The organism is Streptomyces sp. RKAG293 (assembly GCF_023701745.1).
Taxonomy (GTDB): Bacteria; Actinomycetota; Actinomycetes; order Streptomycetales; family Streptomycetaceae; genus Actinacidiphila.
The window spans coordinates 1,607,827-1,622,772 of the sequence record NZ_JAJOZB010000001.1; the positions used below are offsets into that span (position 1 = coordinate 1,607,827).

Sequence of the window (14,946 nt, forward strand, 5' to 3'; positions counted from 1 at the left end):
GGACGGTTGAGCTGAGCTCAGCCGCCGTGGCCCGTGTGCCCCGATGCCGCCTGGATCGTTCCGCCGAGTGTCGCGCGCAGGCCCTTCAGGGCCTCCTGGGACTGGGCCGTGACGACCCAGCGGGTCCCGACGAGGTAGATGCCGCCGTACGCCTGAGCCTCGGTCAGCCAGTCGCGCTGGCCGGTTTCCGCGGCGAAGGTGAGCATGCGGAACTCGCCCTGGTCGGTACGGCACGAACCCTGTCGCAGTTCCGTCGCGACCACACTGATGTCGGCCTTGCAGCCGAGAACAGCGGCGATCTGCTGTATCGAGGCGGGGCCGGCGACCACCGGTGCGGTGGTGGGAACTGCTGCCGCCGTGGTTTTCGTGTGCGCATTTCCGGCGCAGCCGCTCAGCAGGACCACACACAGCGCCGCGACAACACGTCCCCGTCGCATATTCGGCACATCAACCCCATTGATTCGGTCGGAATTCCGGGATTCCGTCGTTCCGGGACTCTGTTTCTTCTCCCCGCGCGGGGAGGGTGCCCGCACGGGGAGGCCGGGGCCCGGTGACCGGGCCCGGTCCTCCCCGTGCGGATGGGCGCCGGGGGCGGGTGTCAGGAACCCGCGCCGGCCTTCTTGCCACCCTGGGTGACCGCGAACCACAGACCCATCTTGCCCTGGCCGTTGATGTCACCGGGCTTCTCGTCCCCGGTGAACCAGTAGACGGGCCAGCAGTCGATGGCGAGCTGCTTCGTTCCGTCGGGCCGGGTGACGGTGCCGACCAGCTTGGTCGCCACTCCGCGCACCTTGGTCTTGTCGACGGGCTTGGCGGGCTTCCAGGTGTTCAGGCAGGCGTCGAGGCAGGCGAACTTCATCGGCCAGGCGCTGTCCTTGTTGAAGCGGTAGAGCGTCCGCATCTTCCCGTCCACGATGATCTTGCCCAGCTCGTCGTTGTCGGTGACCGACAGCGGGACGTCGCTGACCTGGCTCTGCGTCTGGCTGGGGCTGGGGGCGGGAGCTGCGGCGGCCTGCTGTCCGGCCTTCTTGCCGTCGGGCGCCAGTGCGTTCCACGTCCCGCCGACCCCGTGGCCCTTGGTGTCACCGGCCTGGGTGTCCATGGCGTAGCGGTACACCGGCCAGCCCGCGAGGGTCAGCTGGCGGCTGCCGTCGGTCCTGATGACCTCGCCCAGCAGCTCGGGCTTGATGCCCGCGGAGGCGGTCGCGTCGTCGGCCGGTACGGCGGGCCAGGTGATGGCGCAGGCGCCGTCACAGTTGGACTTGGGCGGCTGGGCGGTGTCCTTGTCGAACCGGTAGAGGGTGAACCCCTTGCTGTCGGTGACGATCGGACCCAGCTTCCCGTCGCTGCGCACCGCCAGTTCCTTGGCCGGCTCGCCCTTCTTCGCGCCCGCCTGGGCGTCCGTGCCGTATCCGCCCGTACTGCTCGCACCGTAGTCCGAGCCGTATCCAGTCCCTATGTCCTTGCTGTCTCCAGCGGGCTGGACATTGGCTCCCTGGGCGTTGTTGCCGGTCTTTTCACTGCTGCCGCATCCTGCCGTCAGCAGAAAGACCACGGTGGCCGCTCCAGCGAATGCCGCTCGACGCCTGTTTACCATGACTGCTCCTTCGCATTCGGTCCGGCGGCTTCGCTCGCCGTTGCTCATGGATACGGGGGGAACCCTGGTGGGCGTTCAGCCGATTCAAAACTTGTCACATCAGGGCAAGAACCGAGCGATTGAACGCTGCGTGGGAGCACGGCATTTGCACACGTGGGGACGGTGATTGCCGTCGTGGCACGGACGGTCGAGCCGCCCCGCGCTCTCAGTCCTGGATGCGCAGCGCGAGGGCGGGGCAGCGGCGTATCGCGCGCAGCGCCTTCGGGCGCAGCCGTCCGGGCAGGTCCATGGACGCCTTCTCCGGATAGCCGTCGGCGCCGAGCTGGATGATCTCGGGGAGGACGTCCATGCAGAGGCCGTGCCCCTGGCACCGTGTCCAGTCCACGAGCAGCCGCTCGGTGGTCTGTTCGGCGGCCGGCGCCACGGCGGTCTCATCGGCGGGCAGCGGGAGGGTGCCGAGCACCGGCCGGCCGCAGCCGCTGCCGAGCGCGTGGTCGTCGAAGTCGTCAGGGAACATCGCGAGCGCCGACTCCACGAAGCGCGAGGTCCCGTCGGGGTGGCTGCAGGCGCCGCGGCCCAGGACCGAGCGCAGCCGGGTCCGCACGGCGTCGAGCGCCGCCATGCCGCCGCCGTGGGCGGCCTGTTCGAGGGCGTCGGCGAGCGCCGGCAACCCCAGTACACAGGGCCCGCACTGGCCCGCGGACTCGCCGGCCATCCAGCGGGCCACCCGTACGACCTCGCCCACCGGGCAGGTGTCCTCGGGCAGCGGCAGCACCGCTCCCGCTCCGAGCACCGCGCCGTACGAGACCAGCGACTCCCGGGAGATCTCCGCCGCCTTCGCGGAGTACGGGTCCAGCCATTTCCCGTGATAGCCGCCGATCAGCACACCCTGGCCGGGGCCGAGCCCGCACAGTTCCAGGATGTACGACAGCGGGACACCGGTCGGTGTCTCCATCACCGTGGCTCCGGCGACGGTCAGCAGCAGCGTGCCCGGCTCCGTCGGCAGGCCTACGGAGCGGTAGCCCAGTGCGCCGACCCGTGCCGCGAGGGCGAGCTGGGCGTATGTCTCGGTGTTGGACAGCAGGGTGGGCAGACCGCCCAGGCCCCGGTCGCTCGTCCGGATGGAACGCCCGGAGGGCAGCGCGGGACCGTTGCTCAGCCCGCTGACGTGCGCGGAACTCTCCCCCGTGACGAAGCGCTCGGGCAGCAGGGTCACCCGGAGCTTGAGGCCGACCGGGCCGCGTTCGTAGATGGCGTCCTGAACGGACTGCTCGACGTCGGTCCTGGTCACCCCGACGACGACCTCCTCGGCGTTCAGTGCCGCGGCGGCCAGCAGCGCTCCGTCGAGCACCAGGTGCGGGGAGTGCAGCAGCAGCGCCGTGTCCTTGAGGCAGCTGGGCTCGCCCTCGCTGCCGTTGACGACGACGGCCGTGCGGCCGTCCCGGCTCTCGGCCGCCCGGGTCACCGACTTCAGTTTCCGGGCGAACGGGAAGCCCGCTCCCCCGCGGCCGCGCAGGTCGATGTCCTCGGCGAGCGCCAGCAGTTCCTCCGGCCGCAGCCGCGGCAGCGAGCCGTGCACGGCCAGATGCGTGACACGGTCCAGCCGCGGCACCTCGTCCAGTCCGGCGAGCACCCGCGGCGGTCCGACACAACCGATCGCCGGACGGGGGCCGTTCACGGCCGCCATCCAGCGGTGCTGTCGACCCGCCCGCCGGAGCGGTCCATGGTGCCCGTGTCCTGGCGCGGCACGTAGAGAGCGGCTCGCGGCGGGCGGTCCGGCTCACGCGGTGGGACGACCCGGTAGCCGGCGGTCGGTGCGGCCTGCGGTCCGACGGCGGTGCGATTCTGCCGGGTTCTGAGTCGCACGGTGAGGACCAGGACGATGCCGAGCAGGCACAGGACGTAGGACACCGTCACCCAGGTGTTGGCGGGCCGGCCGGCCTTCAGGCCGTGCAGCAGCGACGCGCCCCAGGCCGGATAGGCGCCCATGTGCAGGGCCCGCCACCAGCGCGAGCGGGTGCCGGAGGCGAAAGCGCTGCGTACCGCGCCGGTCACCGCCACGGTCAGGAACAGATACCCGGCGAGGGTGCCGAGCCCGATCAGCAGCGGTTGGCGGCCGTCCGTGAAGGGCACGGCCGCGGCACCCGCGCTGGTCTCCTGCCGCTGCACCTTCACCCAGATGTGCAGGGCGAGGAAGCCGAGACCGCTGCTCGCCAGACCCCGGTGCACCCCCTGGGCGAGCAGCCGGTGGCTGGAGTGCAGCAGCAGCCGGTCGGTGGCGGCCAGGCCCCACAGCACGGTGGCGGTGAGCGACACCAGCGAGAGGACCCCCGCTCCGAAGTCCAGGAAGTCCAGCGGCCTGCTGAACGCGCCCACGTTGCCCGCGACGGCCAACGCGATGAGGATCACCAGAGCGAGCGTGACGACGGTGACCGGACGCCGGCTGCCGGCGCCGGACAGCAAAGGAGGCCGGCGGACGGCTCGCCGTCCGCCGGCGGCCGCTCCGGCGCTCATTCTCCTTCGGTGTGACCGCCCCGACTGGCGCGAGCCGTTCGGGCGGGGGAACTGCGTGGGGGACAAGGGCATAGGGAAAGCCTCCCGAGCGGGGGTACCGAGCACTGCAAGTCGCACCCGGAGCCCAGGGGGTTGATATCGGCGCTGCCTGGCGGCAGCTGGTGGGACCCGGGGCAGCACAGGCCCGCACGGGGGACAGGAGGAGCCGGAACTCGCCGCTACACGACGGCGGTCGGACCGGCTCCGGTGCGGATTCTCGGAGGGATCGCCTCCACAGCCGACGAGCAGTGACCGGGGTGCAGCAGCATCGCTCAACTTCCCAGCATCTCCACAAGATTTATCGCATCGTGACAAGTTCCTGCTTCCCCGTCGTCGTCACGGTGTGCAACTGCGGAAGATGCTCAACCAAGTGCTTCCGGTTCCGGCCGGGCCGGGTCTAAACCGGCACGGCCGCACCCTGGTGGTAAAGACCCGGTAAAACTCCGGGACCATCGGCGGGAAGCAACCTCTAGGAGGGCGCAGGAGGACCCTCAACTCCTTCGCCGGACAAGGACGACGGCGATGGAGGCAACCTCCGCAAGACCTGTCCTCCCCCCAGGCAGGTCTTACCCCGGCATGAACGAGGTAGAGATGTGCGAACTTCTTAACCGCATCTGGTCCCTCCCCCGTGGCGAATGGACTCGCGTTCTGCGCAAGGAACTCCCGTCACTGGCAGATGAGATGGTCGAGGCGCTTCGGCATGAAATTCCCGGCTTCGCCGACCTTCTCCAGGACATGGGCCGCGAATCGGTCAGGCAGGGGCTCGAAGAAGCCCTGCTGACGGCTCTCGGCTACCGGAAGCCACCGAAGGACGAAGACATCCCCCAGGAGCTGCCCACCACCGCGGCACCCCTCGACCGGTCACGCCAGGAGCTGTTCAACGCACTGACCGGTGCCACCGAGGTACCGGACGCAGTCCTCCCGGAACTGGCCCGCAGAGCCGGCTGGCCACTGCCCGACACCGTCCGGGCCGTCGCCGTCAGCTCCCCCGGCGAGGCCCACCAACTGGCGGCGACCCTGGACGACTGCCTGGTCGGCATGGGCGGCGACGGACCGTGCCTGCTGATACCGAGCCCCGACCCGGACACCCGCGGCGCACTGGAGGCCGCCCTGCGCGGCCGCTCCACCGCCGTCGGACACTCCGTCCCGGTACGTGACGCCGCATCGTCACTGCGCTGGGCACGACGCCTGCTGACCCTGACCCCCACCCCCGGAGGACCCGACGCCCGGCCCGTCTTCGTCGACGACCACCTCTCCACCCTGCTGCTCCTCCAGGACGAACCCCTGGCCAAGGCGTTGGCGGCCCGCTGGCTGCGGCCGCTCGCAGGACTGACACCACGCCAGAGCGAACGGCTGGAAGTGACCCTGCTGGCCTGGCTCGAAGGCGGCGGCGCACCGGAGGCGGCGAAAGCCCTGAGTGTGCACCCCCAAACGGTGCGCTACCGCATGCGCCAGCTGGAGAAGCTGTTCGGACAGGGACTGCGTGACCCCCGCACCCGCTTCGAACTGGAGATGGCCCTGCGCAGCCGCCGGCTGATGGCGGAGATAGGACGGCGCAGCTCCCGGGTCACCCGAAGGGCGCGAACCGTCGCGGTGGGCTTCCGTCCACTGGTCGTCGCACGGGAAGCACGCGTCAACGGCCTCTGACCCACCCGGGCCGGCCGGCCCGCCCCGGCGGATCACGGAGCCATCCGTGATCCGCCGGAGGCGCGTCACAACCCGGCGGGGACCGCCGTGCGCATCGTCGCGTTGAGGTCGAGCAGCTCGGTGTAGGCCCGCGAACAGGAATCGCAGTCCGCCAGATGCCGCGCCAGGTCACGGCTGCGGACAGCGCCGCTGCGCCGTATCGCCGCACCGATCATGGCACTGAAGTGACGGCACCGTTCGTCGCCCACACTGTCGACATGCGCGTGCAGATAGGCCTCGCGCAGCCCCTCACGGGCCCGGAACGCCAACGACGTGACACCACTCGGAGTGATGCCCAGCAGCGCGGCGACCTCCGGCAGGGAATCGTTCTCCACGAGCGTGTGCCACAGAACGGCCTGCCAGCGCTCGGGCAGCGTGTTGAAACTGCGCACGAGCAACTGCCGGTCCTCGCTGGCCAGCAGATGCTGCTGCGGATCGGTACCGGCCGCCGACTGCTGCCACCACGACTCGAAGTCCGCCGTCAGCAGCGCCTTGCGGTCACCCGCACCCCACTCGATGGCCGTATGACGCACGACCGTGAGCAGATACGGCCGCCAGGCCCCCTGCGGGCCGGCCCCGGAACGCACCGCCTGGAACGTGCGGATGAACGCCTCCGACACCAGGTCCTCGGCGTCGTGCGAGTCACGGCAGCACCGGTGCGCGTACGCGAGCGCGGCCTCACGGTGCCTGCGGTAGAGGATGTCACCCGCGGCCGGGTTGGCCGTGCCTGAGCCGTAGCCGTCCTTGAGCTGCCGGGTGAGCTCCTCGTCGGAGGGCACGGCGTCCTGCGCCACCGTGCGTTCCCGGTCGTTCGCGGCTTCGCGAGAGCCCAGCACTGCCACCTCGCACAATCGAGCGACTACGGAGTTCTTTCCGGATGCGGCCCCGGCTCCGTAGTCGTGTTCCGTGGGACGTGCGCCGAACCGTAGTCGTTCCACAGCCGTCGCACAGGTCGGTCGGCAGGATTGTGGCACGACATGGCGGTGGCCCCGGAGTCGGCTCCGGGGCCACCGCCCGTCTCGGGGCCGGGCGGGGGCATGGGGAGCACCCTGCCCCGAGGGTTCTAGCGGAGGAAACCGCTCCGGGCCGGCCCGGAGCGGTTTCCTCCCCACACCATCAGCACCTGCGGCCGCTGTTCACGCAGTTCACCGCCTGCCGCATCAGCCGGTCCGACATCGCGTCGACGAAGTCACCGTGGTCCGTCACCGGCTTGTGCAGCTGCTCGGGGAAACTGTCCACGGCGATCCGGGCGCCCTGCGGGACGCTGTAGGTGATCCGCTCCACCAGCTGCGGAATCGCTTTGAACCCCTTGCCGCACGCACCGTTACGGTCCGCGAAGGCGACATGGGTCCGGTGGTTGGCACTGTCGATGTTCTTGCCGTCCCAGCAGCTCTGGAAAGTGAACGTACGCACCACGTCACTGCCCTGCGGGCAGATCGGGTACTTGTCCTTCAGCTGGCGGTTCTCGAACCCGGTGCAGCTCCACGAAGCGTTCGCGTTGGCCGTGCCGTTCGTGAAGGCCTTGGCATCGCCCGTGATGATCCGCAGGAAGCGCGGCATCGCGGTCACCCGGCTGACGGCACTGCCGTCGAGGCGGATCGTGGCGGTCTTCGGCTGCAGGATCGTGCCGACGTTGGCGTCCTGGCCGCCGCCCGGGGCGTTGACGTCCGGGCCCTGCCCGGCGTTCTGCACCCGCAGCACGGGCCAGTAGTAGGCCGACTGGTCCCCGTTGCTGCAGGTCGTGCCCGCCGCCGCGAGGGAGTTGTTGGTGGAGAACGCGTCCGTGGTCTTGTTGCCCACGTAGTCGTGCATGTGGTGGGCGCCGTTGCTCACACCCGGAGCGACGATGACATTGTCCGGGTTGAGGTGCTTGTTCGCGTTGACCCCGCACTTCGAGGTGAAGGAACCGGTCGACCCGCCGGCACGGGCACGGGGCTTCCACACGTTCGGCCGGACCTTGGTGATGTCGACGAAGTCGGCCTTCGACGGGCCCTTGCCCTGCTTCTTGCTCTGGTCCTGCACCGCCTGGTTCTGAACGGCCTGATTCTGCCCGTCCTGCTGGCCCTCGACGGCGACGGCGTCATCCTGACCGCCGCCCCCGGTGTCACCGGGCTTCACATCGGTGGCTTTCATCTCACACGCACTCAACTCGTCCAGACCCGACGGCGGCTGGGCCACCTGGGAGATCGCGTCGTCGATCTTCGCGATCGTGCCGCTGCGCTTCTGCTGCAGCTCACTGAGCGACGTGTCCTTGTTCCACTGCCCGGCGGAGAGCTGCTTGTACGAGTCCGCGACCTGAGCGTCGAGCTGCGCCAGATTCTTGTCGACCTCCGGCTTGGCCTCGTCGGGAACGTCACGCAGCTTGTCCCCCACATCGGGACAGGCGATCGTGGCCGCCCCCGCCTGCTCGGTCTTCGCCGAATCCTGCCGCGAGTTGCCGGCGGACGCGTTGGCGGCGACGAACGCGACCCCGCCCGCGCCCAACACCAGCGCGGTCATCACCGCGACGGTCTTGTTCTGCAGGCGGGAGCGTTTATGGTCCTTTTTGCTCATGAGATCACTTCACTTCACTTCGTTGTAGCGGAGTCGAAGCGGAAGCCGTGACGGTGACCACTGGCTTCCCGGAGGGCGAGGAGGCCCCGTCAGCGAGCGCGCCGAAATCGACGAGCCCGGTTTCCTCGAGAACCGAGATGTGGTCGAGGACCACGGTGTTGGCCCTGCTGGCCAGGGAGCGGACCATGGAGTTACGGGTCTGCCCCCGAACCTGCGCCACGAGCGCGAACACCTTCCCGTGCGCGCGGCGCAGAAGATTGACCCAGAGCCGGTCGTACTGGGCTCCCGTGGCGGCATCCATCTGGGCGAGCCAGCCCTGCTGGTCCGAGTTCGGCTGGTTGGGCAGATCGATGTGGAGCGCCTGGCCCACCTGGAGCACGCGCGCATCCAACTCGGCGTGCCCGTCGATGAGATGCAGCCCCGCGGTCCTGACCGATTCCTGCGTACCGCGCTGCTGCGCCTGATGGCCCGCGGGCCCCTCCCACAGCCCGGCGAGCCGGACCCTACGGACGAAATCCCGGTCCAGCGGGGTCAGCGGCCCGTACTGCGTGTTCACGATCCCGAGGCCGTCGTCCGTGAACGGAGGAGCGGCCACCGCGGAATTCTGACCGCCGAACTTCTGCATGGGGATCAGCAGCGCCACGAGCGTCACCGCGAGGGCACCGATGACGAGGACGGTTCCCGTGGTGTACCGGAAACCGACGGACGCGCCGAGGGCGGGTCGCCGGACGAATGTCCGCACAGTGCCTCCTTGCGCTCTGCCGGGAGGAGGGTGCCGACGCGGAGGATCCGCACCGACATGCGGTGGGCACCGCCTTCCCGGGGTGCCACCGGACGCTAGTGCCGGATGTGGCACTCCTGTTGAGGGATCATCACCATTGGATAAACATCGGAGCCGTACCCGGAATCACTGGTACCGTTCCGTACCCGCATGTGACCGGTCCGCGGCCTCGGCGCAACCATGCCCGGAACGCAGCGGACCGGTGGGAACGGCGATCGCGAGAATCGCCCTTCCCACCGGCCGGCGGCCGTACTCGGCTTCAGTACCCGGCTCCTCAGCTCTGTGTGTAGCTGAAGTGCGGAGTGTCGTACTGCGGACCGTTCTTCTCGTAGGTGAACCAGTAGCTGATGACCGCGCCCGCGGAAAGCTGACTGACGGTCTGCGTCCAGGTACCCGCGTTGTTGGCCATCCGGAAGTTCTGCTGACCCGCCCCGTTGACCAGATAGTGCACGTCCACGTACTGCGCGGCCGTGGTCGGCGTGAAGGAGATCCGCGCCTGAGTGGCATTGATCCGGGTCGCACTCGCCGAGTAGTCGGGTGACGAGGTGCCGCCGCCCGTGGTCCCGCCGGTGGTGGTGCCGCCGGTGGTGGTGCCGCCGGTCGTCGTCCCGCCGGTGGTCGTCCCACCGGTCGTCGTCCCGCCGGTGGTGGTGCCCCCGCCGTTGGTCTGGTAGACACCGAACCAGTCGACACTCATACCGGCGCCCGACGTGATGTCCGCCGAGGGCGAGGTACAGCCACAGACCTTGTTCGGGTACGAACCACCTATCGCCACATCGAAGATGGCGAAGAACCCGTGGTCGACGGCCGCCTGCCACGTACCGGTCGACACCTGGTTCTGACTGACCTGATAGGTCAGATTGCCGTCGAGGTAGAACCGCAGCTGCTCGGCGGCGGTGTTGGTACGGTCCACGATCACCGAGTACGTGTGGAACCCGGTCTGGCAGCCGCCGCACGCCTGCAGACCGCTGCTGATGCCGTCCGGGTCATGGCACTCGCCGGCCCAGACACCGCAGTGGAAGGTGGTCGAGTGCTGACTCAGCGCGTTGACGTCCTCCATGATGTCCAGCTCGCCGATGTTCGGCCAGTTGGTCGCACCCACCGGGCGGGCCGCGGCGCCCATCGCCCAGAACGCCGGCCAGTAACCCAGTCCGTGCGCCGGGTTGGGCTGCTGGATGGATGCGCTGATCTGCAGCTGACCGCCGGCCGGGGCCGCGAAGTCGGTGCGCTGGGTCTCGATCCGGCCGGAGGTCCAGTGCCCGCCGGCGTCCTTGATCGGCTTGATCACCAGGTGTCCCGCACCGTCCTGGTAGACGTTGGCCGTCGAATCGGTCGCCGTCTCCAGTTCACCGGTCCCCCAGTTCGCCGCCGCACCCGGATAGTTGTAGTTGGTACCGATGTCGTAGAGCCAGTTGGCCCTGTTGAGACCGCTGCCCGACGCGCCGCTGAAGTCGTCGCTGAAGACCGTGGTCCAGCCGGCCGGAGGAGCAGGCGCCGCGGCGGCCGAACCGCCCGACACGGACAGGCCCAGGGCGCCGGCGACCAGCAGGAGCAGGGCACTGAAGACAGTGAGCGGAACACGCCGCATACGGCGCGCGGCACTCGACGCGGATTCGGGCGGGACGTTTTTTCTCATGGGCGGTCATGGCCTTTCTGCAGAGCTACGAGACGTACGCGGGGTACGAGGGGTCCGGATGGATTCCGGGGCGGCGAGGTCAGCTGAAGGAATCGAGAAGGAGTGCTGCCTGCTGCGGGCTGCCGTCGTGGACCAGTGACTCGTGGTGGCCGACGTCGTCGAAGGCGAACGCGTACGCGTTACCGTCCGCAGTCTGCGCGTGGATGAAGCGCGCGTACTGGTCGGTCACCGCGTCCTGGTGGAAGTTCGCGGAACTCGCGTCGGGCTGACTGGGGTTGACCAGTAGCGTCGAGCGGTTGAACCCCGCGCACAGCGTGCGGGAGATCGGGCCCCGCACCAGGTCGTTGGGGGCGTCCAGGAGCTTGTAGCAGCCGAAGACACTGTCGGCGTCCGGCTTCTGGAAGCTGGTGACGACCGCCCCTGAGGTGTTGGTGAAGTTCATGACGTTCCCCGGCACCCGGCCGAAGTACTTCGTGTTCGGCTGGTCGGCGAAGGGCGTCACGGTCAGCGTCGAGGCCGCGTACTTCTGCCACACCCGGTTGATGTAGTCGTCGAGGACGCCGCTGGACAGCGCACCGGACTCGATGCCGTGCCCCGGCGCCGGCGCCCGCAGGACCGAACCGTCCGGCGCCGTCCGGATCAGCCCGCCCCAGCCGCCGGGCTGGCCCCGCAGCGCGTTGAGGACCGCGGTGTAACCGCCGGGCTTCAGATGGCCCGTGGTCTGGCCGGCCCCCGTGGTGGACTGCACCGCGACCGCGTACGGCGCGGAGAACATGTCGACCTGAGTGCTGTCGATCCACAGCCCGCTGTCGTTGAGCGTGTACTCCGACCAGTTGAACAGGATGTTGCGGTTCGGGTCGCTCGGGTTCTGCACCGCGGGCTGCACCAGCCCGCCGGTGGTCAACTGACCGGAACCGGTGGCGGTGACGCTCTGGGTGTAGTCGGACGGGCCGGCCGCCGCGCTCCCCGCGACGGCGGTGAGACCGAACAGTCCCGCGAGCACCAGGACGACGGCGGAGACGAGTGCGGTGGCGCCGCTGCTCCAGCGCCGTCGGGGCCGATCACGGCGCGGAAGTGGGGTTCTGCGCATCGGAAACTGGTATCCCTTCTTCTGTTCACGAAGCGAAAGGGAAGTACTGGTCCGGGCAGGTCGCGCTGACACCTCACAGCCGAAGGCAAGCGATCATCCCCGGGAATGCCTTCGAACCAACGATGTGAGAGCGCTCTCAACCAACAGGATCGTGTTGGATTCTTAGCGCACTACGTGTCCGCGTCAAGAAGTTGAACAAGATCCACTTAACGACCAGGACATATACCGGTGACGAAGGGCGCGTTCCCCCTCCCCTGCCGGAGGTTTGCGGTTTTCCTGGGGGGCGGCAAAACAAGCCACAGGGCTTGTTATTACTCAACCGCCTGCTCTGCCGCCCGTCGATCGCCCTACCGCCGTGCTTCCGTCGGCCGCTTTAGCGCCCGTGCTCCCGCCGGCCGAGCAGTGCGAGGGCCGCCTGGACGGTGCCGAGCAGCGTCTCCGCGTCGGCTCCGCCGCGCGACCGCAGGTTCACGCCGTAGGCGAGCAGCGCCAGCGTCTCAGCGGCGGCGTCCGGGGAAACCCCCGGGGCGAGCTGCCCCTGACGGCCGGCGATCTCAACTTCCGTGCGCAGCGCGTCCCGCAGCAGCCGGTGGTGTTCGTCCAGCAGGGCGCGGACCGCGGGATCGCCGCCCTCGGGGCCGATGTGGGCGTTGACGACCATGCAGCCCCAGCCCGCGTACTCACCGGAGCAGCGCGCCTCGATCAGGCCGGCGAAGAAGTCCCGCACGGCGGGCAGGCCCCGCCCGTCCTCCCCCAGCTCCCGGAACGCCGGCTGCGCGCGATGGAGCAGATAGCGGCGCAGGGCGGCGAGATAGAGCTCCCGCTTGTCACCGAAGGTGGTGTACAGACTGGACCGGCTGAGGCCCGTCGCGGTGGCGACGGCCTGGATCGACGCCTTGTCCGAGCCGTGCTGCCAGAACAGCCGCTCGACGCGCTCCAGCGCCGTGTCCGGATCGAAGTGCTTGATGTCGGGCATCGCTCGCCGCTCCCGAGTACTTGGAATGGTGATTCCAAGATAGCCCTTGACGCGCGAACCGACCCGCCATCATCCTGGAACGGTTGTTCCAGGATATGTTCCGACTCCCCGACACAGAGAGAGGACGGCGATCGTGAGCCTCCAGGACGAGCTGCGCGACCTGCGTGACCTGTACGAGAACGGGCCCCGGAAACTTCCCGCCGAGCTGCTCGAGATCATGGACCGGGGCGGATCCGAGCTCGCCGCGTCCGGCCTGGCCGAGCACGCCCTGGGCCCGGGTGCGCGGGCTCCGCGGTTCACCCTTCCGGCAGCCGACGGCGAGCAGATCGCGCTGGACGCCCTGCTCGCCGAAGGACCCGTGGTCCTCACCTTCTACCGCGGCGCGTGGTGCCCGTACTGCAACCTCGCCCTGCGCTCCCTGCAACGGCACCAGGACGCCGTCACCGCCCGCGGCGCCCGCCTGGTGGCCGTCTCGCCGCAGATCCCGGACGAGACCCTTTCCCTCACCGGGAAGGAGCAACTCACCTTCACCGTTCTCAGCGACCTCGGCTCCGACGTCGCCCAGCGGTTCGGCATCGCGTTCGACCTCTCCGACGAACTGGGCGAGGTGTACGACCGGTTCGGTTTCGAGCTCCAGCGGGTCAACGGCGGCCATGCCCGCACCCTGCCGCTGCCCGCCACCTACGTCATCGACCGCTCCGGCGTCATCCGCTGGGCCTTCGTCAGGTCCGACTACACCGTGCGCGCCGAACCCGCCGACATCCTGGCCGCACTCGACGCCCTGGACCCGCTCGGCTGAGGGCGCCCGCCCCGGGCGGTCGACCATGAGTGGCGGGGCCCGATGATCACCCATAGCTTCGAACCGGCGGGCGCACGCTCTTCACGGGCGAGGAATGCGGCCCGCCGTCGAACGTCCCTCGGATCCGTCGCCGAGCCCGGCGCTGTTACGGGAGGACCATCCTGGAGAGCGGGTTCCGGTCATGGCTGCGCGACGGTTTCATCAACTGGTGGGCACTGCTGTCGGCGTCGCCGCCGTAGGGCTGGCGGCAGCGCCGCCCGTACAGGCGGAGAGCGTACTTCTCGTCAGCAAGGGTCAGTCGATCCAAGAAGCGGTGGACCGGGCGAAACCCGGGGACACGGTCCTGGTGCTGCCGGGCACCTACCAGGAGAGCGTTCGGGTCACGGTCCCGCATCTCACGATCCGCGGGTCCGGCGACCGGACGGTGATCACTCCTCCGGCCGTACCGGGTGGCAACGCCTGCGCCGCGGGGGGTTACGGGATCTGCGTCACCGGAACGGCGGACCAGCCGGTCGCGGGTGTGAGCATCGAGTCGCTGGCGGTCTCCGGGTTCACGAAGCACGCGATCAACGCGTCCGACACCGACCGGTTGAGCGTGCGTTTCGTGCTCGCCCAGGACAACGGCCAGTACGGCATCAGCGTGGAGAAGTCGACCCGCGCCCGGCTGTCCATGAACCGGGCACGGAACAACGGGCAGGCCGGCATCTTCATGGCGAACCTGACCAGCGGAGAAGGCGGCGCCCTGGACACCGAGAGCGCGATGATCAGCGGCAACGACGTCTCCGCGAACCGGATCGGCGTCGTCGCACGGCGGGTCCGCAATCTGACGGTCGAGAACAACACGATGACCGGGAACTGCGGCGGTGTGTTCGTCGTGGGGGACGAGGGGACGCCGAGGGCCGGAGCCCTCAGCATCCGTCTCAACAAGGTGGTGGCGAACAACAAGTTCTGCCCGGCGAACAGCCGGCTGCCGGTCATCCAGGGCTCCGGAATCGTCCTGACCGGCGTGGAGAACACGACCGTGGAGCTGAACAGGATCACCGACAACGTCGGGACCTCGCCGCTGTCCGGCGGCGTCGTGCTGTTCCCGAGCTTCACGGGCGGTCCCAACTCGGGGAACACCGTCAAGGACAACACGGCGCTCCGCAACGGTCCGGCCGATCTGTCCGACCGGGACACCGGCCTCGGCAACACCTTCAACGGAAACCACTGTCTGGTCTCAGCACCGGCGGGCCGCTGCTGACCGAGTGGTCCGCCGCGCCGCGTCCGACACCC

At 69.3% G+C, this 14,946-nt stretch carries 13 protein-coding genes; 3 read left to right on the plus strand and 10 right to left on the minus strand.

The window, feature by feature from the left end:
- Positions 1–17: 17 nt before the first annotated feature.
- The 4 genes from LNW72_RS07000 to LNW72_RS07015 all read right to left on the minus strand — a co-directional run bounded on the left by LNW72_RS07000 (position 18) and on the right by LNW72_RS07015 (position 4,111).
- A complete protein-coding gene (locus LNW72_RS07000; protein ID WP_250974593.1) occupies positions 18–437 on the minus strand; it encodes a hypothetical protein in 420 nt (139 codons plus the stop codon).
- A gap of 161 nt (positions 438–598) precedes the next feature.
- Complete coding sequence (locus LNW72_RS07005; RefSeq protein WP_308401898.1) at positions 599–1,645, minus strand: SCO0930 family lipoprotein; 1,047 nt, start codon at positions 1,643–1,645, stop codon at positions 599–601.
- A gap of 157 nt (positions 1,646–1,802) precedes the next feature.
- Positions 1,803–3,284, minus strand: a complete 1,482-nt coding sequence (locus tag LNW72_RS07010; RefSeq protein ID WP_374117164.1) for an NADH-ubiquinone oxidoreductase-F iron-sulfur binding region domain-containing protein — start codon at positions 3,282–3,284, stop codon at positions 1,803–1,805.
- Complete coding sequence (locus tag LNW72_RS07015; protein ID WP_250974596.1) at positions 3,272–4,111, minus strand: hypothetical protein; 840 nt, start codon at positions 4,109–4,111, stop codon at positions 3,272–3,274. Before LNW72_RS07015 ends, LNW72_RS07010 begins: the two co-directional genes overlap by 13 nt.
- Before the next feature lie 615 nt (positions 4,112–4,726).
- Here LNW72_RS07015 and LNW72_RS07020 point away from each other — a divergent pair.
- Entirely contained in the window at positions 4,727–5,797 is a 1,071-nt protein-coding gene (locus LNW72_RS07020) for a helix-turn-helix domain-containing protein (protein WP_250974597.1), read from the plus strand.
- A 65-nt stretch (positions 5,798–5,862) separates the two neighbouring features.
- On the opposite strand, the gene LNW72_RS07025 is transcribed toward LNW72_RS07020, so the two are convergent.
- From LNW72_RS07025 to LNW72_RS07050, 6 genes are all read right to left on the minus strand, one after another.
- Positions 5,863–6,672, minus strand: coding sequence for a sigma-70 family RNA polymerase sigma factor (locus LNW72_RS07025; protein WP_250974598.1), 810 nt, complete (start codon positions 6,670–6,672; stop codon positions 5,863–5,865).
- Between the two features lie 280 nt (positions 6,673–6,952).
- Positions 6,953–8,389 carry a DUF1996 domain-containing protein gene (locus LNW72_RS07030; protein ID WP_250974599.1) on the minus strand — a complete coding sequence of 479 codons (1,437 nt, stop codon included), beginning with the start codon at positions 8,387–8,389 and terminating at the stop codon, positions 6,953–6,955.
- Between the two features lie 4 nt (positions 8,390–8,393).
- The gene (locus LNW72_RS07035) at positions 8,394–9,131 is read right to left on the minus strand and encodes a DUF4142 domain-containing protein (protein ID WP_250974600.1); all 738 of its coding nucleotides are present in this window, start codon (positions 9,129–9,131) and stop codon (positions 8,394–8,396) included.
- Positions 9,132–9,444: 313 nt separating this feature from the next.
- Positions 9,445–10,758 (minus strand): glycoside hydrolase family 16 protein, encoded by a 1,314-nt coding sequence (locus LNW72_RS07040; RefSeq protein ID WP_250974601.1) that lies wholly within the window; start codon positions 10,756–10,758, stop codon positions 9,445–9,447.
- Positions 10,759–10,885: 127 nt separating this feature from the next.
- The gene (locus LNW72_RS07045) at positions 10,886–11,896 is read right to left on the minus strand and encodes a beta-1,3-glucanase family protein (protein WP_250974602.1); all 1,011 of its coding nucleotides are present in this window, start codon (positions 11,894–11,896) and stop codon (positions 10,886–10,888) included.
- A gap of 373 nt (positions 11,897–12,269) precedes the next feature.
- The gene (locus LNW72_RS07050) at positions 12,270–12,872 is read right to left on the minus strand and encodes a TetR/AcrR family transcriptional regulator (RefSeq protein ID WP_250974603.1); all 603 of its coding nucleotides are present in this window, start codon (positions 12,870–12,872) and stop codon (positions 12,270–12,272) included.
- A gap of 133 nt (positions 12,873–13,005) precedes the next feature.
- On the opposite strand from LNW72_RS07050, the gene LNW72_RS07055 reads away from it, so the two are divergent.
- Positions 13,006–13,671 carry a peroxiredoxin-like family protein gene (locus LNW72_RS07055; protein WP_250974604.1) on the plus strand — a complete coding sequence of 222 codons (666 nt, stop codon included), beginning with the start codon at positions 13,006–13,008 and terminating at the stop codon, positions 13,669–13,671.
- Positions 13,672–13,852: 181 nt separating this feature from the next.
- A complete protein-coding gene (locus LNW72_RS07060) occupies positions 13,853–14,914 on the plus strand; it encodes a right-handed parallel beta-helix repeat-containing protein (RefSeq protein ID WP_250974605.1) in 1,062 nt (353 codons plus the stop codon).
- Positions 14,915–14,946 lie beyond the last annotated feature (32 nt).